We start from the raw sequence: 24,017 nt of genomic DNA, 5'->3' as shown, positions 1-24,017 counted from the left end.
GGATTTGAAGCCGCCGGCAATCCGGTCTAGCCTCGCCGGCTCTCCCACCTGCAAGGTCGCGCCCGCATGTCCCGCTTCGAAGAACTGATCCAGACCGTCGAGACGTACGAAGCACTGGCGGAAGAGAATTACAGCCGCATCCGGCGGCTTGCCGAGGAAGTCCGCGGCGGCCTCTGTGACTATATCGGCGCGCCGGACGGTATCTGCGTGCACCTGGTGCCGCCGGTGGGCGAATTCGAGCCACGCCCGTATGGCGACGCCGCATTTTCCATTCCGCCGCGGGGGTTCCGTCCGCTCGGGCCGGTGTCATTCGGGCTGGCGGTCAGGGTGTCGAAACAGGCCGACTGGCTGCGCCTGCGCTTCGAATGCCGCAAGACCGGAGACGCCTTCGTCGTGGCGATCGAGGACGGCGCCGAGTACACGTTCACGCTACCGATCCAGGATGGCGATTCCGAGCCGTTTTATGCCCACATCTACCAGCACATCCTCGGCTGGTTTCAGGAGAATATCGAGAGCTACCGGGAAGGCGCGTATGGCAGCCGGGGCATCGGCTTCGATCTGGCAGATGAACTCAGCCCCTCTGAGAATGAGCCTGCATCCTGAGTTCAGATAGTTTGTAATTGAACTCAGCTACCTAGGTGTTTTATTTGGACTCGTCCGTAGCGCGAGTAAATTTATTTTTGCCGCGACGAGGCAAAAATCGTCTTGACACGGATTATTCGCCGGCGGCCTGCAGCTCGGTGCCGTGCAGGCGCAGCCAGGCGCGCTGACGCTGCCAATCCGGGCAGCAACGGGCCACCAGGCCCCAGAACTTTGCCGAATGGTTCATTTCCCGGAGGTGGGCGCATTCATGCGCGGCCACATAGTCCAGAACCTCGGGCGGGGCCATGATCAGGCGCCAGGAGAAGGCGAGCTTGCCGTCCGCCGTACACGAGCCCCAGCGCGAGCGCGTATCCTTGACCGAAATGCCTGTCTGGGTGACCCTCAGGGTCTCGCAATGGCGCTCCACCGAGCGTGTCAGGTCGGCTTTCGCCTGCTTCTTGAGGAAGCGGACGACGCGGGCATGAGTGGTCTCAGGATCCCCGGGAACCGAGAGAATACGGGGGTTTCCAGGGTAAAGCCGGGCAATCCGGCCCTCGCCTTCCAGGGATATGAGGCAATCCTCACCCCGGTACTGGATGATTTCGCCGTCCTCGAATCGCGTTACGTCGGGCAGATGCTGAAGCCGCGTCGAAATCCAGTCGACCCGCTCGGCCGCGAAGGCGGCTGCGGCCTCGATCTGGCGGGACGTCGGGGCAACAGCCACGGCTTCACGGCGGCGTTCGTCGAGGCGGATGATGAGACGGCGCGCCTTCGCGTTAACCTCAAGGCGCACCTTCACGCGGTGGCCGCCGCGGGCACGCAAGGTCATGGTCTGGCCATCATTCAAACGCATGTATACAACACCTGTCAGGTCGCACGCGGCCAACACCATCTGAGGGACCAAATATGAAATATCTGCTCACGGGCATGATCGCGCTTACATTGCTTACGGGCTGTGGGCAGAAAGACAAGGCGGGCGCCGGGGCGTCTCCCGCGTCAGTTGTATTCAGCGCCGCTGATTTGCCGGAAGTCTCGCTCCGTAAAGGGGACCCAGCTACGGCCGGAGCGGCCCTGTCGGCTTTCTCGCTGGCTGAGTCCGGTTCGGGCCGGTTGAGCTTCGCCGGCAGCAAGGTCGATGGCGACAAGGCCGTTTTTAACGATGTCATCCTGTCGATCCCGGCCGACACTTCGGCGCCGGCCGAGTCCGCCTACACGGATGAGGATGTCGCCGAGATGTTCTCGTATATGGACATGGACGGCGACGGCACGGCCGACGATGGCTCGGGCACGACCCTGGAAAGCCTGAAGGCGGAACTGCAGGCGCCGGTTACGCCGGACGTGCCGCCGGTCGTGAAGGCCGCCAAGATGGAGTTCGACGGCCTCGGCATGATCGATGGCGCGGCGAACTTCTCGCTGATGAAGCTCTCGGACATCACGATCACGCCGGCTGAAGGCTCGGAAGAGCAAAGCTCAGGCAAGATCGCCTCGATCGAACTGGTCAACCCGTCGCCGGAAACGGCCGCCTGGGTGGCGAGCCTCCTCGGCAAGGGCGAGCCTGCTCCGTTCCCGGAAGGCAAGGCGCTGTCGTTCGACCGCTGGATGGTCAACGGTGTGAATTTCGACATGTCCGACGCCAGCGGCAAGGGCCTGTTCACGATCGACTCGATGCACATCTCCGACCTGAAGGAAGAGAAGGCCGGCCTGATCGGCCTGTCCAACCTGAAGTTCGACTTCACCGAGGCCGAAGGTACGGACGTGAAAGTCTCGCTCGAAGGCTTCGGCATCAAGGGCATCGACTATGGCCTGTTCAGCGAAGCCGTCAGCGCCGGTGCGGGCGCCGCGACGGATCCGGCCGCTCTCTCGGCCGCCATCCAGTCCGATCCGGCCAATCCGGGCTATGACGTGCTGAGCATTAAGGCGTTCAAGGCCGATGTCGTGGGCGCGAGCGTCGACATGGCATCGCTTGCTTCCTCGGTCACCCGTGACAAGCAGGGCCGCGCCACGAAGGTCGTCACCGAGCCGTTCACGATCACCGTCGGGTCGCGCGACAATGCTGATGGCGAACAGTTCGCCAGTGCGCTGGCGACGATGGGCTACGAGACGCTGACCTTCTCCGGCCAGGGCGAGTCGCTGTATGATCCGGATGCGGACATTGTCACCCTGCCGAAAGGCAAGAACTTCTGGAAACTGAACGACGGCTTCAAGCTCGACTTCTCGGCCAAGTATGCCGGCCAGAAGGCGATTGCCGCTGCGCAGCTCACCACGCTTGAAGAAGAAGCCGATCCGGAAGCGATGCTGAATGCCATGATGGACAGCCTCGTTGTCCACCAGATCGAGTTCGCGCTGGATGACGATGGCATCCTTGACCGTGCCCTGAATGCGTATGCCGCCCAGTCGGGTGAAGACCCGGCCGCCGTGCGCAGCCAGCTGTCCGGCATGTTCGCCATGGCCCCGATGTTCGCGGCCAGCACCGGCATCGACACGGCGGTTGTCACCGAACTTGCCACGGCGCTGTCGAGCTTCGTAACCGAGCCGAAGACGCTGACGATCACGCTCGCACCGAAAACTCCGTTGAAGGCGCAGGCCTTCGTGGATGCGATGAATGCGCCGCAGGATCCAACGAAGAAGCTGACGAAGGAAACGCTCGGCTTCGCGGCTGGCAACAAGTAAGCGGCAGGTCCGGCCATATCAGGGGCGCGGCGGCTTCGGCTTCCGCGCCCTTTTCTTTGCACGCATGAAAAGGCATAGGCTTCTGCCCATGAAACTCGCCTTCTTCGGAGATGTCGTCGGAAAGCCGGGCCGCAGCGCGGTGCAATCGCACCTGCCCGGCCTCAAGGCGCGGCTGCGGCTCGACTTCGTCGTGGTCAACGGCGAGAACGCCGCGGGCGGCTTCGGACTTACAAGCCAGATTGCGGAAGAGTTCTTTGCCGCCGGCGCCGACTGCCTGACGCTTGGCGATCACGCCTGGGACCAGCGCGAGGCGCTGACCTATATCGAGCGCGAACCGCGCCTCCTCCGCCCGCTGAACTATCCTGCGCACGCCAAGGCGCCGGGGAAGGGCGCGCAACTCTTCACCCTCGCGGACGGACGCCGCGTCGGCGTGGTCCAGTTGCAGGGCAATGTGTTCATGCGCCAGTCGCTGGCGTGCCCCTTTGCGGCGGCCGACGCCGCGCTCGACCAGATGCCGCTGGGCGCGGTGGCCGATGCGCTGATCGTCGACATGCATTGTGAGGCGACGAGCGAGAAGATGGCGATGGGCCATCACTGCGACGGGCGCGCGAGCCTCGTGGTTGGCAGCCATACGCATGTGCCGACGGCCGACACGATGATCCTGACCGGCGGCACCGCCTACCAGACCGATGCGGGCATGTGCGGCGATTATGACTCGGTCATCGGCATGCAGAAGGAAGGCTCGCTCTACCGCTTCCAGTCGCAGTTGCCCGGCGAGCGCTACCAACCGGCTCTGGGTGAAGGCACGCTCTGCGGCACGTATGTCGAGACGGATGACCGCACCGGCCTCGCGGTACGCATCGAGCCGATCCGCATGGGTGGCCGGTTGAGCGCGCAGGTGCCGGCCGGCTGATCCGCGTTCAGGTCGCGCCGCGAGCCGCCATGCGGGCCTGGAACTGTTCGGTGGTGTTGTCGTGCGGATACGGCTGCGCCGGAACCGGAACGCCGAGGAAGGCACACAGCGGCGCCCAACCGTCTTTCGGATCGAAGACCAGCAGCTTGCTGGCAGGGATTTCGGACGTCACCTCTTCGAGATTGCGCCGGTAGGCCGCGAGGCAGACTTCATCATCGTCGGCCCGGCCGCCGAACACGCGGTCATTGATCATGGCGCGCGCCATCGCCGCCCAGCCGGGCGGGCCTTCGGCTTCGCCCATGACGCCGCGCTGGATGGTGGACTTGAAACTCTTGAGCCAGGCGTCTTCCGGTCGCTGGGTATGGATGAACTTCGCCGCCGGGTAGGCTGCCGCCAGTTCGCGCCACACGGCCGAGCCTGGCCAGTCGCAGATCGATTGGTAACCCTCGAATACACCCGCCCAGTCCACTGGCCAGCCGTGCGCGGCCTCGGTCCAGACCGGGATGTGCCCGGGGTTCTGGAACACTTCGAACATGTGGTAGCACTTGCCGAAGCCGAGTTGTTCCAGCGCGTTCTTCAGGCTGCTGGTACCCGTGCGGCCAAAGCCGGTGCCGATTACCTTGATGGTCATGTCGCTGCGTCCCGTTGATCCGGCGGGCACACTAGGCCGATTGCGCCGCGACGCAATCTTGCGGGCGGCCGGGCGAGCTTTGTGGCGGGGCCGGGTTGCCCCGCGCCGGGGCGATGGGCTAGAGCGCAGGGCTTCGAACTTCCAGCGTCAGGAGCCTTACATGGCCGGCCACAGCAAATGGGCGAACATCCAGCACCGCAAGGGCAAGCAGGACAAGAAGCGGGCGGTCCTGTTCTCGCGCCTCTCGAAGGAGATCACGGTCGCCTCGAAGATGGGCGGGCCGGATCCCAACATGAACCCGCGCCTGCGCCTCGCGGTCCAGAACGCCAAGGGCGCCTCGGTGCCGAAGGACAATATCCAGCGCGCCATCGACAAGGGCCAGAGCGGCGGCGGCGCCGATTATGCCGACATCCGCTATGAAGGTGTCGGCCCTGGCGGCGTCGGCATCATCATCGAGGCGTCGACCGACAACAAGAACCGCACCGCCACGGATGTGCGCTCGGCATTCACCAAGAGTGGCGGCGCGCTTGGCACGACGGGGTCGGTGTCCTTCAACTACGACCAGCTCGGCGAAATCGAATACCCGGTCAGTGCCGGCACGGCCGATGAAGTGATGGAAGCCGCCATCATGGCCGGCGCCCAGGACGTGGAATCCGACGGGGAAGGGCATTGGATCTATACTGCGCGCGAGGACTTTGCCGCGGTCTCGGCCGCGCTCGCCGAAGCTTTTGGCGGCAAGGTCGAACCGGTCTCTGCCAAGATCATGTGGAAGCCGAAAGTCACCGTGCCCGTGGCCGGCGACAATGCCGATGCACTCATGAAACTGCTGGATGTGCTCGACGAGCTGGATGACGTCCAGAACGTCTATGACAATTCTGAGCTTTCCGAAGAGGAAATGGCGCGCCTCGCGGGATAGGCGTCGCCGGGGAGGGGATCATGAAGATTGCCATCGCGTCAGATCATGCGGCTGTCGCCCTGAAGGCGATGCTTGCCGACTGGCTGCGGGCTGCAGGCCACTCGGTTGAAGATCTGGGTACGGACGGTGAGGCCAGCGTTGATTATCCGGATTTCGGCTACCGGCTTGCCCGCCATGTCGCGGACGGCAAGGCTGAGCGCGGCGTCGCGCTGTGTGGGACCGGAATCGGAATTTCGATTGCGGTCAACCGGAACCCTCTCGTTCGCTGCGCCCTCGTGTCAGAGCCGCTCTCTGCCACCCTGTCGCGCGAGCACAATGATGCCAACGTGATCGCGATGGGCGCGCGCATCATCGGCCCCGAAATGGCGAAGGCCTGCCTTTCCGCGTTTCTGGCGACCCCGTTTGGCGGCGAGCGGCATGCGGGCCGGGTGGCGAAACTGGCACGGCCGCAGGAGTAGCGAGCATGACGCATCTGATTGCCACGGAACAGCCTACGCCCGCCGACATCGACATCCTGCATCCGTTGTTGCGCGAGAGCTACTGGTCGCCGGGTATTCCGCGCGACACCGTAGAACATGCCTGTGCGCATTCGAAATGTGTGATCGCGCGCGATGCAACCGGCGGGCTCATCGGTTTTGCGCGCGCCATTACCGACGGCGCGGTGTTTGCGTGGATCTGTGACGTGATGGTGGTTCCGGAGCGCCGCGGGGAAGGTATCGGCCGCGCCCTTGTGAGCGAGCTCGTCTCACATCCGGAGTTGAAGACTGTCAGGCGGTTCATGCTCGGAACGCTGGATGCACATGGCGTCTATGCCGGGATCGGCTTTGGCCCGATCAAGGCGCCCGAGCGCCTGATGGAAATCCTCCGGCCGGCGCACTACGCGCCGCCGAAGGCTTGACCGCGCTTCAGGCGCCGAGGCCGAGGCTCTCAAGGATGGTTTCGTTGTCTGCACCGAGGTGCGGCGGGGGCAGGCGAAGCTCCGCCGGGGTTTCGGAAAAGACGACGGGGTGGCGCATTGTGCGGTACTCGCCGGCGTCCGGGTGCGTGGCCTTCTCGAAGAAGCCGGTTGCCACGAGGTGCGTGTCGGTCAGCACTTCCGGCAGCGTGTTGTAGCGCATCGCCGGGATGTTCGCCTTGTCCAGCAGTTCCAGCCATTCATCCGTAGACCGAGTGGCTGTGACGTCCTCGATCAGGGCGTAGAGTGCGCCGGTATTCTCGGTGCGCGCGGCATAGGTGCTGAACCGCGGATCCTTGAAGACGTCCGGAATGCCGCCGATCTTGAAGAACTCTTCCCACTGGGCGTCCGAGTACGGAACAAGTCCGATAAATCCGTCGAGGGTGGGGTAGGGGCGCCGGTTCGGATTGACCGAGCGGGTATAGGCGAGCTTGCCGTTGCCGGGCAAGAAGGTCTCGCCGTAGAGGTTCTCCACCATGTTGAAGAAGGTGAAGCATTCCAGCATCGGCACCTGCACGAACTGGCCTTTGCCGCTGCGCGCTTTGTGGAACAGGGCCGCGAGGGTCGCATAGGTGGCAAACAGGCCGGCCGTCTTGTCGGCGACGAGGGACGGGGCATATTCCGGTCGGCCGCCGGAGCGGATGGCGTTGAGGTCGGCAAAACCCGAAGCGCCCTGGATCAGGTCGTCATAGGCCTGACGGTGCGTGTACGGACCACCTTTGCCGAAACCGGCGCAATGGACATAGACGATGTCGCTCTTCAGCGCCTTCACCTGCTCATAGCCGAAGCCCAGTCTCTCCATGCCGGCGAGGCGGACGTTGTGGAAGAACACGTCCGCCGTCTTCAGGAGTTCCGTTAGCGCCGCCTTGCCCTCGGGCGTCTTGGCGTCGAGCGTCATAGAGCGTTTGTTGCGGTTGAGGGCCATGTAGATCGGACCGAGGTCGCCAGTCGGGGAGGCGCCGGCATAGCGCATCGTGTCGCCCTTGCCGGGCGGTTCAATCTTGATCACTTCGGCGCCGAGATCAGCAAGGATCATGGTGGCGAAGGGACCGAGCACAACTGTGCTCATGTCGATGATGCGGATGCCCGATAGCGGTCCCTTCGGCGTGGTCACGTCTTGCTCTCCTGTTCGGTCTGCGGGGCTCTGATGCGCAGGAATGAGGCGCGGATCAAGTGCAAACTAATGACAATAGATTATCTACAGCAAGGCCTGCCGTGCTGCTTCGATATGTGCGGTCTTGGCGGCGAAGGCCGACCAGTCATCCTCGGCGGCAATCGGCGCCCAGAGCGCTTCCACTTCCTCGATGACCAGGCTGACGGGGGCGGGCTCCTGGAAATAAGAGGCAGCGAGGCGGCCCGGGCGGATGGGCGCGCGCGCGTTCAGGGCGGTATGGACGGGGCCGAAGGCGGCAGCGGCATAGAGATGCGCCTGGGGCGAGGCGGCGGCACGCTGGCTGCTTGCTTCGCCGCCGAACCAGTCGAAGAAGGTCTGAGCCCAACCGGCGCCTGACTGGGTCATCCAGCCATAAAAGGCCTGCAGGAACCCGAGGTCACTGGCGGCGTCGCCGGTGGGGACGAGGCCCAGGAGCGCGTGGGTGTGGTCGCTGAAGCTGTCGCGATAGGCCGCTTCATAGGGCACGAGCGCTCTTGCGAGATCGTCGGCGCCGGCAAGCGGCAGCAGCGCCGAGGCCAGCTGCTGCAGTGCCCAGCCGCCTTGCACGGGCTGGCGGCCAAACCGGTAGAGACCCTGCTGGTCGAAATAGGCGGCGGTGAAGTTCGGGTCCGACTGCGCCATGAAGCGCCACGGGCCGAAGTCGAAGGTCTCGCCGGTGATGTTGAAATTGTCGGTGTTCATCACGCCGTGGACAAAACCCGCTGCCATCCACTGTCCGATCATCCGGCCGGTCGCGAGGGCGACGCGTTCCAGCAGCGCGCAGGTCTTGCGGGACATGTCCGGATCGTCAGCCTCAGGGTGGAACTCCGCGACGCAATAGTCGACTAGCCGGGCGAGCGCTTCGCGGTCGTCCAGGTAGGCGGCGCGCTGGAACGTGCCGAACCGGATATGGCTGTGCGACAGCCGGACAAGCACCGATGAGCGCGTCGGCGACGGCTCGTCGCCGCGCTGCAGGGCTTCGCCGGTCTCGACGAGGCTGAATGCCTTCGACGTGTTGACGCCGAGCGCCTCGAGGTAGGACGCCGCGAGGATCTCGCGCACGCCGCCTTTCAGGGTGAGCCGGCCGTCCCCGTTGCGGGACCAGGGGGTCTGGCCCGAGCCTTTGGTGCCGAGGTCCAGCAGGCGCCCGGCGAGATCGCGCAGCTGGGCGAACAGGAACCCGCGCCCGTCGCCGAGATCGGGATTGTACACGCCGAACTGGTGGCCGTGATAGCGCATCGCGAGCGGCTGCGGCAGGTTGCCGGGCAGGGGCCTGAACGCTGCAAAATGTTCCAGCCAGGCTGTCCCCGACAGTTCGCCCAATCCGACCGCTTCGGCCCATCGCTGGTTGCGCCAGCGCAACACTTTTTCTGGAAAGTTTGCAGGGGCCACCGGATCAGCGAAATCCGATGCCATCCGAGAGAATGGGACCGGGCGCATTCCATTTTTGAACTGATCAGTATTTGCAGGTTGTCTCAAGAAATTGGCACCTTCCGTGGCGGCATCTGCGCGGTGTTGAGGTTCTGAAACGGTATGCAGCGGTGCAGCACACAACCCCTCTTTGCGAGACATATCAGACGCTTAAGGATGGTACTCGGTCAAAATCATGACAAGCGGCAAAAGCTTGCGCCAGGCCACAATAGTTTCGGGAGGAAACACATGAAAACTTTCAAAGGAATGCTGTTTTGCGCCTCAGCCATTGCGCTGGGCGGCTCACATCTTGCGTTTGCGCAGGAAGACGAAAGCGAGCGCAAGCTCGGTACGGTGACGGTCACCGGCTCACTGATCCAGGGCACGCCGGAAGATGCCGCGCTGCCGGTTGACGTGCTGTCTGCGGAAGACCTGCGCCTGCAAGGCAACCCGTCCGCGCTGGACATCATCAAGTCACTGCCGGTTTCGAGCGGCGTGCTGGGGGATACCAACCAGTTCGACGGACGGGCCCAGGGCTCGGAAGGCTCCGGCACGGTCAACCTGCGCGGCCTTGGTTCTTCACGCACGCTCGTGCTGCTTGACGGCAAGCGCCTCGCGCCGAACCCCTTCGCCTTTGCCGGCAACGGCTCGGTTGACACCAACATCCTGCCGCTGGCCGCCATCGGCCGGATCGAGATCCTGAAGGACGGCGCGGCCGCGACTTACGGTTCTGACGCTGTGGCAGGCGTCGTCAACTTCATCACGCGCACGGACTTTGACGGCTTCGAAGTCGGCGGCGACTACACGGTCGTTGATGGGTCTGACGGCGACTACAAACTCAACGCCGTGGGTGGCTGGGATACGGACTTCGGAAACTTCCTGCTCGCAGCCGGCTACCAGCACCGGTCCGAACTGGCGACGACCGAGCGCGACTGGGCGCTGAAACCCTTCCTCGACAACCCGCAGGGCGGCTGGTCGCTGGTTGGCAACCCCGGCGCATTCCTGCCTGTCGGCGCGGCGTTCACCCCGGTTCAGGGCGTGACACGTGATCCGGGCTGCGGCGTCATTGGCGGTATCCCGCTGCTCAGCGGGGCGACCCCGGTGTGCAGCTTCCAGTTCACGCCGTTCGACAATATCGTCGAAGAAGACAACCGCTACCAAGTGCTCGGCAAGGCCGACTTTGACCTGAGCGACAAGCATCGCCTGTCGGTGCAGGGCTTCTATTCGGCCACAGAAGTTCCGCGCATTGCCTATTCGCCGTCCTTCCCGCCAGTTGGCGGCGCAAGCTCGCCGACGGCAGACGCCTCGCTGGTGCCCGGCCAGTTCTATGTGCCCGCCACCAACCCCGGCTTTGCCGCATTGGTTGCCCAGAACCCCGGCCTCGTCTCGCCGGCTGCGACGGGCGCCTACCTTATTGCCACGCGCCCGCTGGGCTATGCCGGCAACGCCCTGGAAGGTGGACGCGGTTCTGAACGCAGCTACCGCGAGTATGAGCACTTCCGCATTTCAGCAGACCTGAAAGGCGAACTGACGGACTCGATCAACTACACCCTTTCGGCACTGACCGGTTCGCAAACCGGCCGGCGCACCAACGAAGACACCGTCGTCAACCGCTACGCCCTCGCGCTGCGCGGACTTGGCGGCGACACGTGTAACGTTGCCGCGAACACGCCGGGCCTCAACGGTTGCCTCTGGTTCAACCCGTTCTCCAACGCGATCACGGCCAATGCCGTTACCGGACAGGCGAACCCGAACTCGATCGGGGCCAACTCGATCGAAGTGCTTGATTTCATTCTCGAGGACACGTTCACCGAGCAGGAAATCAAACTGACCGTGCTGGAAGGTGTTCTTGACGGGCAGCTCCCGATTGCCCTGGGCGATGGCAACATCGGCTGGGCCTTCGGCGGTCAGTACCGGAAAGAAGAGTTCGACCGTCAGTACAATGACATTGCCAACCTGGACGTGACGCCGTGCATCGCGACGGTCACGACTGGCGCAACGAACTGTGCCCAACCCGTCGGCGCGCTCGGCTTCCTTGCCGGTTCGCGTCCACTCAGCGCCGAACAGGACATTTACGCCCTGTTTGGAGAGCTGAGCCTGCCCTTCACCGAAAACTTCAACGCCTCGCTTGCGGCGCGTTATGAAGATTACGGCGGCGATATCGGTTCGACCTTCGACCCCAAACTGTCGGTCCGTTGGCAAGTTGCCGAACCGCTGGCCTTCCGCGCCTCGATCGGCACCACGTTCCGTGGTCCGGCCCTGACCCAGGTTGCAACCGGTTCCCTGACTTCGCTGCAAAGCGTCGGCGGCACCTTCCGCGCCGTGGACATCGCGGGCAACCCCGGCCTGAAGCCTGAAAGCGCGCTGACCTATAACGTCGGCGGTATCTTCAAGACGGGTAACTTCAACCTGAACGTCGACTACTGGAGCTTCGACTTTGACGATTCGGTCGTGACCGAGCCAGTGGCCAGCATGGTCGCCGCCATGTTCCCGACCGGGCTGCCGAACAATTGCGGAAACCCGGCGTTTGCTGCCCTGCAAGCCCGCTTCACGTTCACCGGCCCCTGCGCCGTGGCCAACGTGTCGCGCCTGTCTACGCAGTACACGAACGGTCCGAACATCAAGACGTCGGGTATCGACGTCCTGACGGACTACACGTTCGAGGACGTGTTCGGCCGCGGTGTCGATCTCGAACTCGGCGGTAGCGGCAGCTATGTGCTGGAGTATGAAGTTGGCGAAGTGACCGTGGAAGGCATCGCCGTCGGCGCGCCGTTCTCGGCGGTCGGCTTCCTGAACTTCCAGACCATCGCAACGCCGCTGCCGGAACTGAAGTTCGAGGCCTATGCCAACGCATCGACCGAGAACGTCAACGCCCGCCTGACGGCGCGCTATATCGGCGAGTATGAAGACCAGCGGACGGGTCTGTTCACAGTGGGCAACCCGAACTTCCCGACGCCGGGCATCATCCTGCCGCAAGGCCAGACGATCAAGTCGCAGGTCACGTATGACGGCACGGTTGTCATCCAGATGCCCTGGGACTCGACGATGTCCTTCTCGGTCGAGAACATCCTCGACACGAAACCGCCGTTTGCCCGCCTTGAGCTGAACTATGATCCGTACACGGGCGACGCCGTCGGCCGCACGTTCAAGATCGGCTTCACCAAGCGCTTTGGCGCTGGCAGCTAGGCCGGACACTCAGTCCAGACTGGAGGCGGCCCCCGGAAACGGGGGTCGCTTTTTTTGTCCGGAAGTTGGTCAAAGAAAAAGGGCAGGCCCGGGGGCCTGCCCTTTCCTGTTGGTACTTGCCCGAAGCCTAGCCGCGGATCGTGAACTCGATGCCGATCGTGCGGCCCGGTTGCAGCGGCTGGAACGTGCCGGCAGCCGGGTTCGGATCGAACGGGGCGTTCACGCCGTTCGACAGGTTCTGGCCATCCGGAACCGCGCCGGCGAGGGCGCCGCCAAACGGAACCTGCGTGTCACCGCCGGCAACCGCTTCGTCGAGGAGGTTCTTGCCGAACAGCGAAACCGAGAAGCCGTCATACGGCGTGTTCCAGGTGAAGTTCGCATCGACCTGGTCGGCCTCATCGACATAACCGAAGTTGTTGTCGGTGTAGGCGAACTCGTCGCGGTGCTGGAAGCTGACGCGCGAGACGAGCGAGCCGCGTGCACCGAGGTCGAGGTCATGCAGGGCGCCGACGCCATAGGTCGCTTCCGGCACGCGGGGGAGGGCGAGGGCGAGGTCTTCCGGACCCACCGTGCCGTTACCCGAAATGTCGAAAATGACGTTGGTGTATTCCGCGTCCAGCAGGCCGATATTGGCGGTCAGCAGGAGATTGTCGGTGACGGCGTAGCGGCCCTCGACTTCGAAGCCGAGGATTTCGGCATCGGCCGTGTTGACGATCGTCTGTGCCACGCCGGAGGTCGGCGAGGACAGGTTCAGTTCGCGCTGCATGTCCGTGATGTCGTTGAAGAACACAGCGGCGTTGATCTGGCCGCGGCGGTCGTCGGTTTCATACTTGAAGCCGAGTTCGTAGGCGTTGACCTGCTCTTCGTCGAAAGCGCGGCTGCCGCCCGGAGGGAACAGGGCTTCGAAGGCTGCAGCATTGGTGATGCGGAAGTTGTAGCCACCCGAGCGGACGCCCTGGGTGTAGTGGCCGTAGACCTGCATCAGGTCGCTGAAGGCGTACTGGAAGCCGATCTTCGGGTTCAGGTTTTCCCATTTCTGCGAGTCGGAGAAGCCGTTTGGCTCGCCAGGTACGAACGGGTTGGTGCCGGTGGTCGGGCAGGTGCTGTCAACGACCGAGCAGAACGGACGCGGACGCACGTAGGTGATGTCCACGTCTTTCTCTTCCGTACCGTAGCGCAGGCCGAAGATGCCGGTCAGTTTGTCCGTGAACGCATAATCGAGCTGGCCGAACACGCCGTAGACCGTGTGGTCCTGGAAGCCGCCGCCGTTGAACTGCGCCGCAGTCACGGTCGGCAGGTTGCGGCGCTCGGTGTAGCCGATCTCCTGGTTGAAGTAGAAGACGCCGGTCGTGATGTCGGCCTTGCCGAACGTGCCGGCATAGCGCAGCTCGTTCGAGATCTGCTCCTGAACCAGTTCGGTGTCCGAGTGGAACAGGAAGAGCGGCAGGGCGTCGATGTCACCGTTCGAGGTGGAATCGAGGTCGCGGTAGCCGAAGATGTTGGTGATGCGGCCATTGCCGAAGTTCACATCATAGTCGGTGCGAAGCGACGCGAAGATCGTGTCGTTCTTGTAGCTGCCGACATTGTCGACGGCGATGTCGAAGCTGTCGCGGTCGTAGACGCCGGAGTTGCGGGCGGCAGGGCCGTCCGTCTGTGTGCTGAAGGCTTCGATCTTGCCGAGGAAGGTCAGGTCTTCCGTCGCCATGTACTCGAGCGCGCCGCGCAGGATGAAGGTCTGGGCTTCGCCGATGTTGTCGTTGGTGAACTTGTTGAGGAAGTAGCCTTCGTCATAGTTGTAATAGGCGCCGAGCTTGCCGTTCAGCTTGCCTTCGACGATCGGGCCGGAAATGCCGGCTTGCAGGGTCGAGGACGGGCCGCCGCGATCATCATCGATCGGGCCTTCGTATGTTGCCTTGGCTTTGTACTGGAACGTGTCGGTCGGGTTGCCGGTGTTCAGCAGGATCGCGCCGCCGGTGGTGTTGCGGCCGAACAGCAGGCCTTGCGGGCCGCGCAGGATCTCGACGCTGTCGAGGTCAAACAGGTCAAGCACGACGCCGTTGTTCACGCCGAGGTAAACGCCGTCAACGAACACGCCGACGGTCGGGTCGATGGACGGAATCGAGGAGTTGATGCCGAGGCCGCGGATCGAGAAGTTGGCGGTGCCGCGTGCGGTGCCGACGTCTTCAAGCTGGATGTTCGGGGCCGAGTAGGAAAGGCTGGAGACGTCGCGAACCTGAAGGGCTTCGAGCGTCTCGGCGTTGAACGCCGTGATGGCAACCGGAACCGACTGGACGTTCTCGACGTCCGCTTTCTTGGTGGCGGTGACGGTGATCGTGCCGAGGACGCGGTCGATGGCCGACTCGCGCTCGGCGGTGGCTTCCGGCGTTTCAACGGTGACAGTGTCCGTGCCGGTTTCTTGGGCGTAGGCGGGCACAAATGCGATCATTGCCGCCGATGCCGACGACAGCAGGAGTTTGCTGAATTTCATTACTGGGAGTTTCCTCTACTCGGTTTCTGCGGGGACGGTGGATCCCCGAGGCCGCACATAGAGTGGTTTTGGCCTTATTGAATATTAATAAGGCCGACCCTTGAAAGTTTACAGATTTGTGTTGCCGCAACGACACGCAGCCGTCATGTGCAACGTTGTCATGCTCGATTTCAGAGCGCTCCCAGCGCACGCCCGGTGACTTCACCCACCTCGCGCGCAACTTCCCGGGCGGTCGACGAAATATGGGTCAGGTTGAGGAAGCCATGCACCATCGAAGCATACTCGCGGTGGGTAGCTTTCACACCGAGGCCGCTGAGCTTGGCCGCATAGGCAAGTCCCTCGTCATGCAAGGGATCCCATCCGCAGACGATGATATGGGCCGGCGGCAAGCCGCGCAGCTGTTCCATCGGCGCGAACAGGGGAGAGATGCGCGGATCCATGTAGGACGCGGGGTCGGGAAGGTAGTGGCCCCGGAAGAAGTCGAACAGGCCGGCCGAGATGAAGAAGCCGCTCTCCTGAGGGGTCATCTTCTTTGAGCGGATGTCTGCGAACTGCAGCAACGGATACAGCAGCAGCTGGAACGCCGGCTTCGGTCCCTTCACGCGCACCATTTCCTGCGCGAGGTAGGCTGCAATATTGCCTCCTGCGCTGTCCCCGGCAACAGCCACGCGCGCCGGGTCCATGCCGGCTGCCTTCGCACCCTTCTCCTGCACCCAGGCCCAGGCCGCGAGGGCGTCGTCATGGGCGCAGGGAAAGCAGTTTTCCGGCGCAAGGCGATAATCGATGGCGAGGACGCGGCAACGTGAGCCTTCGGCCATGCGCCGGCACAGCATGTCGTGGCTGTCGAGATCGCCGAGCACGAACCCGCCGCCGTGGAAAAACAGGATGCCGGGCCCGGGCGGCACACCCGCGCCAAGCGGCACGTAAAGCCGCGCCTTGATCGGGCCGCCTGCGCCGGGGATGATCAGGGCGCGGACTTCTGCCAGCTCCGGCGCGTCGGGTTCGGCGCTGTAGTCGATCTTGAGGAACTGTTGGCGCAAACGGTCAATTGGCAGCTTCAGGTCAAGCGGCTTCAGTTCCGGGAGATTGAACCGGCCCCTGAGGTTGCGAAGGGCATCATCGAACGTCATTTGCCCGCCACTGGCTGCCAATTCCGGCTATGTGATGGCAGCCGGTAGCGATGCAAGGGGCGGGCCAGCGGGGGCCGTGAAATCAGGCAATCAGAGCTGGATGACGCCCTGTGCAGGCGGATCGAGATACAGCTGCTGCACCAGGTTTGCCCGGCGGGAGATGACCAGCCGCTGGTTCACGTAGCCCTTGTCGGTGATCTCCCCGGCATCGATGCTGGGCGCTTCGGTCAACACCATGAAGCGCTTGATCCGGCGCGAAGAGCCCTGTTCCGACGCGTTGAAAGCGGCGGCCTTGCGGGTCAGGTCGCTGGTCAGCGCCGCCAGTCCCTTGGCGGCATCACCGGCCGCCTTGACGTATTGCTCGGCGGTTGCCGGCGACGGCCAGACAAGCGCGGTCGCGTAGTCCTTGTCCTGGCCGCAGATCACGGCGTCGAAGATCAGCGGCGAACAGGCGGCCACAAAATCAGGGCGCAGCGTGCCGACCGAGACCCATGTTCCCGAGGACAGCTTGAAGTCTTCGCCCACACGGCCATCGAAGATCAGGCCCTTGTTCGCGTCATTCTCGTCGACGAACTTCACGGCGTCGCCGAGACAGTAATATCCTTCTTCATCGAAGACTTCAGCGTTCTTCTTGGGGTCGTTGTGATAGCCCGGCATGACGGTCGGGCCCTTGACGCGCACTTCCAGCTTCTCGCCGTTGGGCACCAATTTGAGCGTGGTGCCCGGAAGCGGCAGGCCGACCAGGCCGACGCGTTCGACTTCCCAGTGGACTACCGTCACGCCTTGCGTTTCGGTGGCTCCGTACATGGTGACGATCGGGATGCGGCGGCCGGTTGCCTTGATGGCAAGGTCCTGAAGCCGGTCGTAAAGGTCATCCGACAAGGTGGCGCCGCCATAGCCGATTGACCGCATGTTCTTGAAGAAGGCCTTCAACAGGGTCTCGTCCTGCTCCATCGCTTCGGCGAGCATCGACAGAGCGATCGGCGCTGTTCCGAACACGGACGGACTGCAATCGCGCACATTGGCGATCGTCTGATGGAAGAGGGCAGGGGTCGGCTTGCCGCCATCGATCCAGAAGGTCGAGCCGCTCCAGAGCGCGCCGTTGAAATTCACGTTGGAGCCGGAAATGTGGTTCCAGGGCAACCAGTCGAGAAAGTTCTCGACCTTGTCGGGATCATGGTCCGGATCACGCGACGGATCGCGCAGGCCTTCCTGGCCGGCGATCAGGGAACACATGGCGCCTTGAGTTTGCGGTACGGGTTTCGGCAGTCCGGTGGAGCCCGAAGTGAAAAGGTACTTGCCGATGCTGGCATCGGTAAGGGCGTCGCGTGCCCGGGTCACCGCCGCTGTCGCCTCGGTCGCGGCCAGGGCGTCATATCCGAGTACGGAATTGTCGCCGCCGGTTTCCGCCGAGAAGACCTTGAAGGCGCCGGCCGGCAATGCGTCGATGGCCTTCTTGAAAGGTGCGAGTTGCTCTGCAAACACGACGGCGGGTTTCACCGAATTGAAGCAATGACGCAACTTCTCAAAGTCGGATGACATCGTCGAATAGGGCACGGAAATTGGCGCGGCAGGCGCCCCGATCTTCTGGGCCGCAAGGATCACCATGGCGGCGCGGATGGAGTTCCCTGAGAGCAGCATGACGGGCGCATCGGGGCCGGCGCCGAGATCGAGGAAAGCCTGCGCAAGGCTGTCGGTGATTGTTTTGGCTTCGCCGTAAGTCAGCGTCACCCATTCATCCGTGGCCGGATCACGTTCCCGCAGGAAAGGGCGGTCGGGGTGAAGCGCGACCCGCTCGTCGAGGGCATGAGGAATTGACTTCGGGCGATCACCGGGCTTCTGACGAGCCGAGATGTAGATGGCCTCGCCCTTCCGCGTCATGGAGACGTCAGGGGTCTTCTGCGGCAGCGGGCGGAATGCAGGCAGGGTCTGGCCCTCAGGCATGGCGGGTCTCCTCCGGTGTCGGAAATTTATCGTATAACCGACGAATAGAGCCTGCAGTATGCCATGCAACCGGTGACGCCGGGAGAGGTCGCCGGTTCAGGCTTCGGATTTTACAGCGTCGGCAACAAGCGTGAGGGCCTTTTGCATCAGGTCTGCGTCCAGTGCTTCGGCCATCACGCGGATCAGGGGTTCGGTGCCGGACTTGCGCACAACCATCCGTCCACGAACACCGAGCAATGCATCTGCCGCAGCGAGCGCTGACTTTACCCTATCAGATTCGATAGGGTTGGCGCCGGTATAGCGGATGTTGACGAGCTTCTGCGGTGCGGGTTCGAACACGCGCAGCATGTCCGACGCCTTGCCGCCACGCGCCGCGAGCACGGCGAGCACCTGCAGGCCGGCGAGCAACCCGTCGCCGGTCGTGGACACATCCGACAGGATGATATGGCCGGATTGTTCGCCGCCGAGATTGAACCCATGCTGGCGCATGTGTTCGCCCACATAGCGGTCGCCAACCTTGGTGCGCGCCAGTTCCAGTCCAAGTGTCTTGAGGTATTCGCCAAGCCCCATATTGGACATCACGGTGGCGACCATGCCTCCACCCTTCAGCCGCTTCGTGCGGTGCATTTCCGACGCGATGAGTGCCATCACCTGGTCGCCGTCGGCTTCCTCGCCGGTCTCGTCCACCACGATCAGCCGGTCGGCGTCACCGTCGAGTGCGATCCCGATATCCGCGCCGCGCTCCAGCACGGCGGCCTTGAGCGCGCCGGTCGCCGTCGAGCCGACACCGGCATTGATGTTCACGCCGTCCGGCACGTTGCCTATCACGGTCAACTGTGCGCCCAGCCTGAGCAGCGCCTCGGGGGCGGTCTCGAAACCTGCGCCATTGGCACAGTCGAGCACCACCTTGAGCTTCGAGAAATCCTGCCCCTTGCCGATCGTCTCGAGGCAGCGCCCGATATAGCGTCGGCCGGAGCCCGCCATGCTTTCTGGTTCGGAGATAGCGGCAGGCGCAGCGAATTCTCCTTCGAAAGCCGCGGCCATGGCCGTTTCAAGCGATTCCTCGACGTCATCGGTGAACTTGACGCCTTCCGGGCTGAAAAGCTTGAGGCCGTTGTCTTCGTACTTGTTGTGGCTGGCCGACACCATGAAGCCGAGCGCCGCGCCCGTCTCGCGCGCGATCAGCGCCACGGCGGGCGTCGGGACCACGCCCAGCAGGACCGGCTTGACACCCATCGACGTGAGGCCGGCGATCAGGGCCGCCTCGATCATCTCACCTGAGCGGCGGGTGTCGCGGCCGATGACCACTTCGCGCCCGCCTTCCGGTGCGAAAGTGCGCGCCGCTGCAATGGCGAGGCGCAGGGCAGTTTCTGCCGTCATCGGACGTTTGTTGATCCGTCCACGGATACCGTCGGTTCCGAAATACTGCCGGGCCATTGCGATCCCCTGCGCCGCTATCGCGGCGTCACATCACCATAGACTACAAAATCAGGATTGTCGTAGCCGCGCTCACGCTTACCGTAGAGCAGGGGCGCGCCGTCCAGCGTGAGCACACGCCCGCCAGCCGCTTCAACAACGGCCTGGCCGGCGGCGGTGTCCCATTCCATCGTCCGGCCGAGTCGCGGATAGACATCTGCCTCACCGGCCGCAATCAGGCAGAACTTCAGTGATGAGCCGGCCGCAACGATTTCGCAGACCTTGTAGTTGGCGAGCCAGGCATCCGTTTCGGGCGAGCGGTGCGACTTGGAGGCAACCGCGGCAAGCCCGGCCGCCGGCGCTCGGCGAATGCGAAGCGGATTGCGTTTGGACGGGGGCGGACCATCGGGGGCAGCCTTTGCTTGCCACGCCGACGAAGGGCTTTCGGCAACGAACAGGCGGTGAAGAGCAGGCGCATACACCACGCCCATGACCGGGCGGCCGTGTTCGATTATGGCGATGTTGACCGTGAACTCACCGTTCTTCGCGACGAACTCCTTGGTGCCGTCGAGGGGGTCGACGAGCGCGAAACGCGCACCATGCTCGGGGATGATGCCGCCCGCGACGGATTCCTCCGCGATGACCTGCAGGTCAGGCTCCGCCTCGGCCAGACCCTTGAGGATGATTGCCTCTGCAAGGCCGTCCGCTTCGGTCAGCAGCGAATCGTCGAGCTTCTTCTCGACCGAAAAATCGGTGCGGTAGATGCGCATGATTTCCTGCCCCGCAGCGAGGGCAAGGCTGGCGAGCGTGTCCGGCGTGAGCGCCATCCGGGACTACTGCATCACGCTGAGCAGCTCGACCTCGAACTGGAGCGGCGCGTTCGGCGGGATCGGCCCGCCCGGCGTTCCTTCTGCGCCGTAGGCAAGCTCGGCGGGGATCCAGAGCATCCAGCGGTCGCCGGGCTTCATCATGGACAAAGCCTCGACCCAGCCGGGAATCAGGCCGTTCGACGGGAAGGCTTCGGGGTCGCCGCGCTCGTAGGAGGAGTCGAAAGGCGCGCCGGTTTCGGCAAGGCGCCCGTCATAGTGGACCAGCACGAACTGGCCGTTGACTGGCGGCTGGCCGGACGCGTCGCCACTGGCGAGCACCACGTATTGCAGGCCGCTTTCGGTTTTCTGCACTTCGGGCAAGTCGGGGTTCCAGGGGAAGTATTTCTTCCAGGCGGCGGCATCGGCCGTTTTCGGTTCCTCGATTTCGAGCAGGTGGACCAGGAAGACGAGATCATCGCCGGCCTTGATCACATCGCCGCGCGGCTGGTTGCCGTAAGCAAGCTCGCTCGGAATGTAGAAGAGGTATTCGTCGCCGGGCGACATCTGTTGCAGGCCCATGGTCCAGCCCGGGATCACCTGGTTCAGGCGGAATTGGGTCGGCGCGCCGCGGTCGAACGAGGAATCGAATTTTTCCCCCGTGGCGAGGCGTCCTTCGTAGTTGACGCTGACGCGGTCGGTCGCGATCGGTTTCTTTCCGCCTTTGGGGCCTTCCTTCAGCACGATGCATTGCAAGCCCATGCCGAGATCCTTCACGTCCTTGGCGTTCGGGTTCCAGGGCAGGTGCTTCTTGAAGGCTGCGGGCATGATGTCATCCGATGCTGAGGCAAGTGCTGAGGGCGAGGCGGCGCCCGACGTCGGCGCAGAATTCGAGCGGACGAGATAGCTGGCAACGAACAGGGCCGCGATCAGGAACAGCACGAGCGCCATCGGCGAGCCGCCATCGCGCGCCGGTGCGCCAGAACTTCTTTCGTCAGAACTCATGTCGTTGCCCATCCCTTTTCAGTTGTTTCGAATACAAGCAGCGGCGCGTCAGATTGCGCGCGGCGGATACCCGGCCTGCGCGAGCGCGTCGATGACTTCCTGCGTGTGCTGGCTGTCACGCGTTTCCATCAGGATGTCGAACTCGGCGCCCTTCGCCGGCACGTCCAGCGCGATGCGGTTGTGGGCCACTTCCATGATGTTGGCGCCATTGTCGCCGATGATTTTCGAAACGAGTGCCAGAAGGCCGGGCCGGTCGTCGCCGACGATGCGGATGCGGGCGAGGCGGTTCTCGCGCACGAGCGCCCGCGTCAGTACCGAGGCAAGCAGGCGTGTGTCGATGTTGCCGCCGCAGAGAACGAGGCCGACCTTTCGGCCATAGAAGCGGGAGGGGTGGGCGAGCAGGGCCGCGAGGCCGGCCGCACCGGCACCCTCCGCAATTGTCTTTTCGACTTCCGCAAAGAGGGTGATCGCGCGCTCGAGGTGCTCTTCCTCAACCAGCACAATGTCGTCCAGCAACTGCTCTGCAATTCGCCGGGTGATCTGCCCGACCTCTTTCACCGCGATGCCTTCGGCAATGGTCGCGCCGCCCATCTTCGGCGACTTGCCACGCAGCGCGGCGTGCATGCACGGATACATCGCCGCCTCGACGCCGATGATCTTGATGTCCGGCTTCAGCGCCTTGGCCGCAACCGCGATGCCGGAGATCAAACCGCCCCCGCCGATCGGCACGACGAGTGTATCGAGTTCCGGATTATCCGCCAGCATCTCCAGCGCGATCGTCCCCTGACCGGCGATGATGTCGAGATCATCAAACGGGTGGATGAAGACGAGGCCTTCCTTCTCGCCGAGCTTCAGCGCGTAGTCCTTGGCCTCGTCGAAGATCATCCCTTCAAGGATGACCCGCGCGCCGTGGTCGCGCGTGTGCTCGACCTTGTTGAAGGGGGTCGTCTCGGCCATCACGATCGTGGCCGGAATGCCGAGGCGGCGCGCATGGTAGGCGACGCCCTGGGCGTGGTTGCCTGCGGAAGCCGCGATCACGCCGCGGCGCTTCTCTTCGTCCGTCAGCTTGGAGAGCTTGTTCAGGGCGCCGCGTTCCTTGAAGGCGGCCGTGAACTGGCGGTTCTCGAACTTGACCCAGACATTGGCGCCGGTGATCGCCGACAGCGTGCGCGAGTGGCCGAGTTCGGTCCGCTCGATGTTTCCCACCAGCACCTTGGCTGCGGCCTGCACATCGGCAAGCGTCACGGGGAGCTCGGGGAGAAGGGTATCGGGCATGGGGCAGGGTCCGGCTGAAGCGCGCGCACCCTATGCGGGGCGAAGCCTGAGGGCAAGGCGGGGACCTGCGCCCAGCCGCCTATTCGGGCGGGCGAAGCGCCTGGGCAAGGGCCTCAGCCAGTTTGGCCTCGTCGTAGGGCTTCTGAAGTACCTCGAACCCGGCAAAGCGGTCGGCGAGGCCGCGTGTGCCATAGCCGGACACAAAGATGATCGGCACACCGGCGGCAATGAGATGGTCGGCCACGGGGTCGCTTGCGATGCCGTTCAGGTTGAGATCGAGCAGGGCAAGGTCAGGCTTCATGCCAGAAGAAAGCTTGGTTATGGCTTCATCGACGTTGGAGGCGCTGCCTGCCAGTTGATAGCCGAGGTGGCTCACCAGATCTTCGAGGTCGCAAAGCAGGATCGCTTCGTCCTCGAGAATGAATATCTGCTTCGGCGCCATGGTTAGCTCCTCTTCTCAGTTCCTGTCTTCGAGCCACCCCTCCATTCTGCAAATCAGCCCGTCCAAATTGTATTCCAGCGATATCTCGCCGTTGATTTCCTGCGCCAGTATGCGGGTCAACATGGTCGTCCCAAATCCTTGCCGCGTCGGTTGGCTGACTTCGGGTCCGCCGGCTTCCCGCCAGACCAGATCGAAGTGCGAGCCATGTGACTTATCAAACGTCCATGTCACGTGCACGGTTCCCCGGTCGTCGGACAGGGCACCGTACTTGGCCGCGTTGGTGGCGAGTTCGTGCAGGGCCATTGCAAGCGCCTGCGTCTGCTTTGCCGTGATGCGCACGAGCGGACCTGCAAGCTGTATGCGGCCATCCTTATCCTGCTCGTAGCCGAAGGGGATGAGCGCGTTGGCCAGCACATCGCCCACCGTCGAACCTTGCGCGTTCCGGTCGATGAGGAGGTTCTGGGCTTCTGACATCGCGCGGAAGCGTCCGAGCAGGTCTTCCTTCGCCGACTGGACAGACTTGGCTTCAACCAGCGACATCCGCGTCACGGCCTGCACGGTCGCGAGCGAGTTCTTTACCCGGTGGTCCAGTTCGCGCATCAGAACCTTGTTTTCCTGTTCGCGTGCAAACTTCGCGGTCACGTCCACGGCGTTCTGCATGATGAAAGCGATCTCCCCATCCGCACCGCGCACCGGCAAATGGGTGCAGGTCCAGATCAGCTCGCGGGTTCCGCCGCCGTCGACGGGGATGGCGAACGGCTCGGTCGTCAGCACATTCGGGGTACCCGCGAGCGCAAGTTCAAACGCCGACAAGAATACCCGCGTGCGCTCTTCGGTTTCCGGAAAGGCCTCGAAGACGTATCGGCCCTGGATTTCGCTCAGCGCGCAGAAGGTTGTGGTGAGATAGGCTGCGTTGGCAAACCGGATGACGAAGTCGCGGTCCATGATCATCAGCGGCGTAGGGATCACCGAGAAGACGCTTTCGAAGTCGATGTCCGCGGGCGCGGGCCGATCAATCCGGCCGGTTTCGACAGGGCTGTAAGGCCTGACTTTATGCATCTTGATCGCCCGCCTGCGCCCGCAAGGGCCATTTTT

Annotated in this window: 20 protein-coding genes; 7 read left to right on the top strand and 13 right to left on the bottom strand. The window is 63.6% G+C overall.

Features of this window, described 5'->3' with window-relative positions; translation table 11 throughout:
- Positions 1-66 precede the first annotated feature (66 nt).
- On the top strand, positions 67-603 hold the full coding sequence (locus IPK75_05175; protein MBK8197742.1) for a hypothetical protein: 537 nt from the start codon (positions 67-69) through the stop codon (positions 601-603).
- Between the two features lie 112 nt (positions 604-715).
- On the opposite strand, the gene IPK75_05170 is transcribed toward IPK75_05175, so the two are convergent.
- A complete protein-coding gene (locus IPK75_05170; protein ID MBK8197741.1) occupies positions 716-1,435 on the bottom strand; it encodes a M48 family metallopeptidase in 720 nt (239 codons plus the stop codon).
- A 53-nt stretch (positions 1,436-1,488) separates the two neighbouring features.
- Between IPK75_05170 and IPK75_05165 the strand changes: the two genes are divergently transcribed.
- Together IPK75_05165 and IPK75_05160 are read left to right on the top strand one after the other, a co-directional pair.
- Positions 1,489-3,252, top strand: a complete 1,764-nt coding sequence (locus tag IPK75_05165; protein MBK8197740.1) for a hypothetical protein — start codon at positions 1,489-1,491, stop codon at positions 3,250-3,252.
- An 88-nt stretch (positions 3,253-3,340) separates the two neighbouring features.
- Positions 3,341-4,165 (top strand): YmdB family metallophosphoesterase, encoded by an 825-nt coding sequence (locus IPK75_05160; GenBank protein MBK8197739.1) that lies wholly within the window; start codon positions 3,341-3,343, stop codon positions 4,163-4,165.
- Positions 4,166-4,172: 7 nt separating this feature from the next.
- On the opposite strand, the gene IPK75_05155 is transcribed toward IPK75_05160, so the two are convergent.
- Positions 4,173-4,796 carry a sulfotransferase family protein gene (locus tag IPK75_05155; protein MBK8197738.1) on the bottom strand — a complete coding sequence of 208 codons (624 nt, stop codon included), beginning with the start codon at positions 4,794-4,796 and terminating at the stop codon, positions 4,173-4,175.
- 160 nt (positions 4,797-4,956) lie between these two features.
- On the opposite strand from IPK75_05155, the gene IPK75_05150 reads away from it, so the two are divergent.
- From IPK75_05150 to IPK75_05140, 3 genes are read left to right on the top strand one after another with little or no spacing between them, the layout of a single operon-like run.
- Positions 4,957-5,712: a YebC/PmpR family DNA-binding transcriptional regulator gene (locus IPK75_05150; GenBank protein ID MBK8197737.1), complete on the top strand. Its 756-nt coding sequence runs from the start codon at positions 4,957-4,959 to the stop codon at positions 5,710-5,712.
- A 20-nt stretch (positions 5,713-5,732) separates the two neighbouring features.
- Positions 5,733-6,170, top strand: a complete 438-nt coding sequence (rpiB, locus tag IPK75_05145; GenBank protein ID MBK8197736.1) for a ribose 5-phosphate isomerase B — start codon at positions 5,733-5,735, stop codon at positions 6,168-6,170.
- A gap of 5 nt (positions 6,171-6,175) precedes the next feature.
- Positions 6,176-6,610, top strand: coding sequence for a GNAT family N-acetyltransferase (locus tag IPK75_05140; protein ID MBK8197735.1), 435 nt, complete (start codon positions 6,176-6,178; stop codon positions 6,608-6,610).
- 7 nt (positions 6,611-6,617) lie between these two features.
- Here the strand turns inward: IPK75_05140 and IPK75_05135 are convergent, their stop codons facing one another.
- Both IPK75_05135 and IPK75_05130 read right to left on the bottom strand, forming a co-directional pair.
- The gene (locus IPK75_05135) at positions 6,618-7,736 is read right to left on the bottom strand and encodes a CoA transferase (GenBank protein ID MBK8197734.1); all 1,119 of its coding nucleotides are present in this window, start codon (positions 7,734-7,736) and stop codon (positions 6,618-6,620) included.
- A 129-nt stretch (positions 7,737-7,865) separates the two neighbouring features.
- Complete coding sequence (locus tag IPK75_05130) at positions 7,866-9,260, bottom strand: YdiU family protein (GenBank protein MBK8197733.1); 1,395 nt, start codon at positions 9,258-9,260, stop codon at positions 7,866-7,868.
- 219 nt (positions 9,261-9,479) lie between these two features.
- Between IPK75_05130 and IPK75_05125 the strand changes: the two genes are divergently transcribed.
- Positions 9,480-12,416, top strand: a complete 2,937-nt coding sequence (locus IPK75_05125; protein MBK8197732.1) for a TonB-dependent receptor — start codon at positions 9,480-9,482, stop codon at positions 12,414-12,416.
- 127 nt (positions 12,417-12,543) lie between these two features.
- On the opposite strand, the gene IPK75_05120 is transcribed toward IPK75_05125, so the two are convergent.
- The 9 genes from IPK75_05120 to IPK75_05080 all read right to left on the bottom strand — a co-directional run bounded on the left by IPK75_05120 (position 12,544) and on the right by IPK75_05080 (position 23,981).
- A complete protein-coding gene (locus IPK75_05120; protein MBK8197731.1) occupies positions 12,544-14,904 on the bottom strand; it encodes a TonB-dependent receptor in 2,361 nt (786 codons plus the stop codon).
- A 170-nt stretch (positions 14,905-15,074) separates the two neighbouring features.
- Positions 15,075-16,034 (bottom strand): alpha/beta hydrolase, encoded by a 960-nt coding sequence (locus IPK75_05115; protein ID MBK8197730.1) that lies wholly within the window; start codon positions 16,032-16,034, stop codon positions 15,075-15,077.
- Positions 16,035-16,124: 90 nt separating this feature from the next.
- Positions 16,125-17,978 carry an AMP-binding protein gene (locus IPK75_05110; protein ID MBK8197729.1) on the bottom strand — a complete coding sequence of 618 codons (1,854 nt, stop codon included), beginning with the start codon at positions 17,976-17,978 and terminating at the stop codon, positions 16,125-16,127.
- 96 nt (positions 17,979-18,074) lie between these two features.
- On the bottom strand, positions 18,075-19,415 hold the full coding sequence (gene glmM, locus IPK75_05105) for a phosphoglucosamine mutase (GenBank protein MBK8197728.1): 1,341 nt from the start codon (positions 19,413-19,415) through the stop codon (positions 18,075-18,077).
- Positions 19,416-19,432: 17 nt separating this feature from the next.
- Positions 19,433-20,221, bottom strand: coding sequence for a 3'(2'),5'-bisphosphate nucleotidase CysQ (cysQ, locus tag IPK75_05100; GenBank protein MBK8197727.1), 789 nt, complete (start codon positions 20,219-20,221; stop codon positions 19,433-19,435).
- A 6-nt stretch (positions 20,222-20,227) separates the two neighbouring features.
- Complete coding sequence (locus IPK75_05095; GenBank protein MBK8197726.1) at positions 20,228-21,028, bottom strand: FKBP-type peptidyl-prolyl cis-trans isomerase; 801 nt, start codon at positions 21,026-21,028, stop codon at positions 20,228-20,230.
- 225 nt (positions 21,029-21,253) lie between these two features.
- Positions 21,254-22,480 carry a threonine ammonia-lyase gene (locus IPK75_05090; GenBank protein MBK8197725.1) on the bottom strand — a complete coding sequence of 409 codons (1,227 nt, stop codon included), beginning with the start codon at positions 22,478-22,480 and terminating at the stop codon, positions 21,254-21,256.
- A 79-nt stretch (positions 22,481-22,559) separates the two neighbouring features.
- Positions 22,560-22,922, bottom strand: a complete 363-nt coding sequence (locus IPK75_05085; GenBank protein ID MBK8197724.1) for a response regulator — start codon at positions 22,920-22,922, stop codon at positions 22,560-22,562.
- Between the two features lie 15 nt (positions 22,923-22,937).
- A complete protein-coding gene (locus IPK75_05080) occupies positions 22,938-23,981 on the bottom strand; it encodes a PAS domain-containing protein (protein ID MBK8197723.1) in 1,044 nt (347 codons plus the stop codon).
- Positions 23,982-24,017 lie beyond the last annotated feature (36 nt).

This window comes from Acidobacteriota bacterium, assembly GCA_016712445.1.
Classification (GTDB): Bacteria; Pseudomonadota; Alphaproteobacteria; order Caulobacterales; family Hyphomonadaceae; genus Hyphomonas.
The sequence above is the reverse complement of the archived record's forward strand: the minus strand, read 5'-3'. Positions and strand labels throughout refer to the sequence as shown.

Excerpts from the sequence above, each read along its gene's own strand:
- IPK75_05085 (MBK8197724.1), bottom strand. The coding sequence starts at position 22,922 with ATGGCGCCGAAGCAGATATTCATTCTCGAGGACGAAGCGATCCTGCTT.
- IPK75_05140 (MBK8197735.1), top strand. The coding sequence starts at position 6,176 with ATGACGCATCTGATTGCCACGGAACAGCCTACGCCCGCCGACATCGAC.
- IPK75_05165 (MBK8197740.1), top strand. The coding sequence starts at position 1,489 with ATGAAATATCTGCTCACGGGCATGATCGCGCTTACATTGCTTACGGGC.
- IPK75_05175 (MBK8197742.1), top strand. The coding sequence starts at position 67 with ATGTCCCGCTTCGAAGAACTGATCCAGACCGTCGAGACGTACGAAGCA.
- IPK75_05130 (MBK8197733.1), bottom strand. The coding sequence starts at position 9,260 with ATGCGCCCGGTCCCATTCTCTCGGATGGCATCGGATTTCGCTGATCCG.
- IPK75_05160 (MBK8197739.1), top strand. The coding sequence starts at position 3,341 with ATGAAACTCGCCTTCTTCGGAGATGTCGTCGGAAAGCCGGGCCGCAGC.
- rpiB (MBK8197736.1), top strand. The coding sequence starts at position 5,733 with ATGAAGATTGCCATCGCGTCAGATCATGCGGCTGTCGCCCTGAAGGCG.
- IPK75_05115 (MBK8197730.1), bottom strand. The coding sequence starts at position 16,034 with ATGACGTTCGATGATGCCCTTCGCAACCTCAGGGGCCGGTTCAATCTC.
- cysQ (MBK8197727.1), bottom strand. The coding sequence starts at position 20,221 with ATGGCGCTCACGCCGGACACGCTCGCCAGCCTTGCCCTCGCTGCGGGG.
- IPK75_05095 (MBK8197726.1), bottom strand. The coding sequence starts at position 21,028 with ATGCCCGCAGCCTTCAAGAAGCACCTGCCCTGGAACCCGAACGCCAAG.
- IPK75_05110 (MBK8197729.1), bottom strand. The coding sequence starts at position 17,978 with ATGCCTGAGGGCCAGACCCTGCCTGCATTCCGCCCGCTGCCGCAGAAG.
- IPK75_05080 (MBK8197723.1), bottom strand. The coding sequence starts at position 23,981 with ATGCATAAAGTCAGGCCTTACAGCCCTGTCGAAACCGGCCGGATTGAT.
- IPK75_05170 (MBK8197741.1), bottom strand. The coding sequence starts at position 1,435 with ATGCGTTTGAATGATGGCCAGACCATGACCTTGCGTGCCCGCGGCGGC.
- IPK75_05135 (MBK8197734.1), bottom strand. The coding sequence starts at position 7,736 with ATGAGCACAGTTGTGCTCGGTCCCTTCGCCACCATGATCCTTGCTGAT.
- IPK75_05090 (MBK8197725.1), bottom strand. The coding sequence starts at position 22,480 with ATGCCCGATACCCTTCTCCCCGAGCTCCCCGTGACGCTTGCCGATGTG.
- glmM (MBK8197728.1), bottom strand. The coding sequence starts at position 19,415 with ATGGCCCGGCAGTATTTCGGAACCGACGGTATCCGTGGACGGATCAAC.
- IPK75_05120 (MBK8197731.1), bottom strand. The coding sequence starts at position 14,904 with ATGAAATTCAGCAAACTCCTGCTGTCGTCGGCATCGGCGGCAATGATC.
- IPK75_05125 (MBK8197732.1), top strand. The coding sequence starts at position 9,480 with ATGAAAACTTTCAAAGGAATGCTGTTTTGCGCCTCAGCCATTGCGCTG.
- IPK75_05150 (MBK8197737.1), top strand. The coding sequence starts at position 4,957 with ATGGCCGGCCACAGCAAATGGGCGAACATCCAGCACCGCAAGGGCAAG.
- IPK75_05155 (MBK8197738.1), bottom strand. The coding sequence starts at position 4,796 with ATGACCATCAAGGTAATCGGCACCGGCTTTGGCCGCACGGGTACCAGC.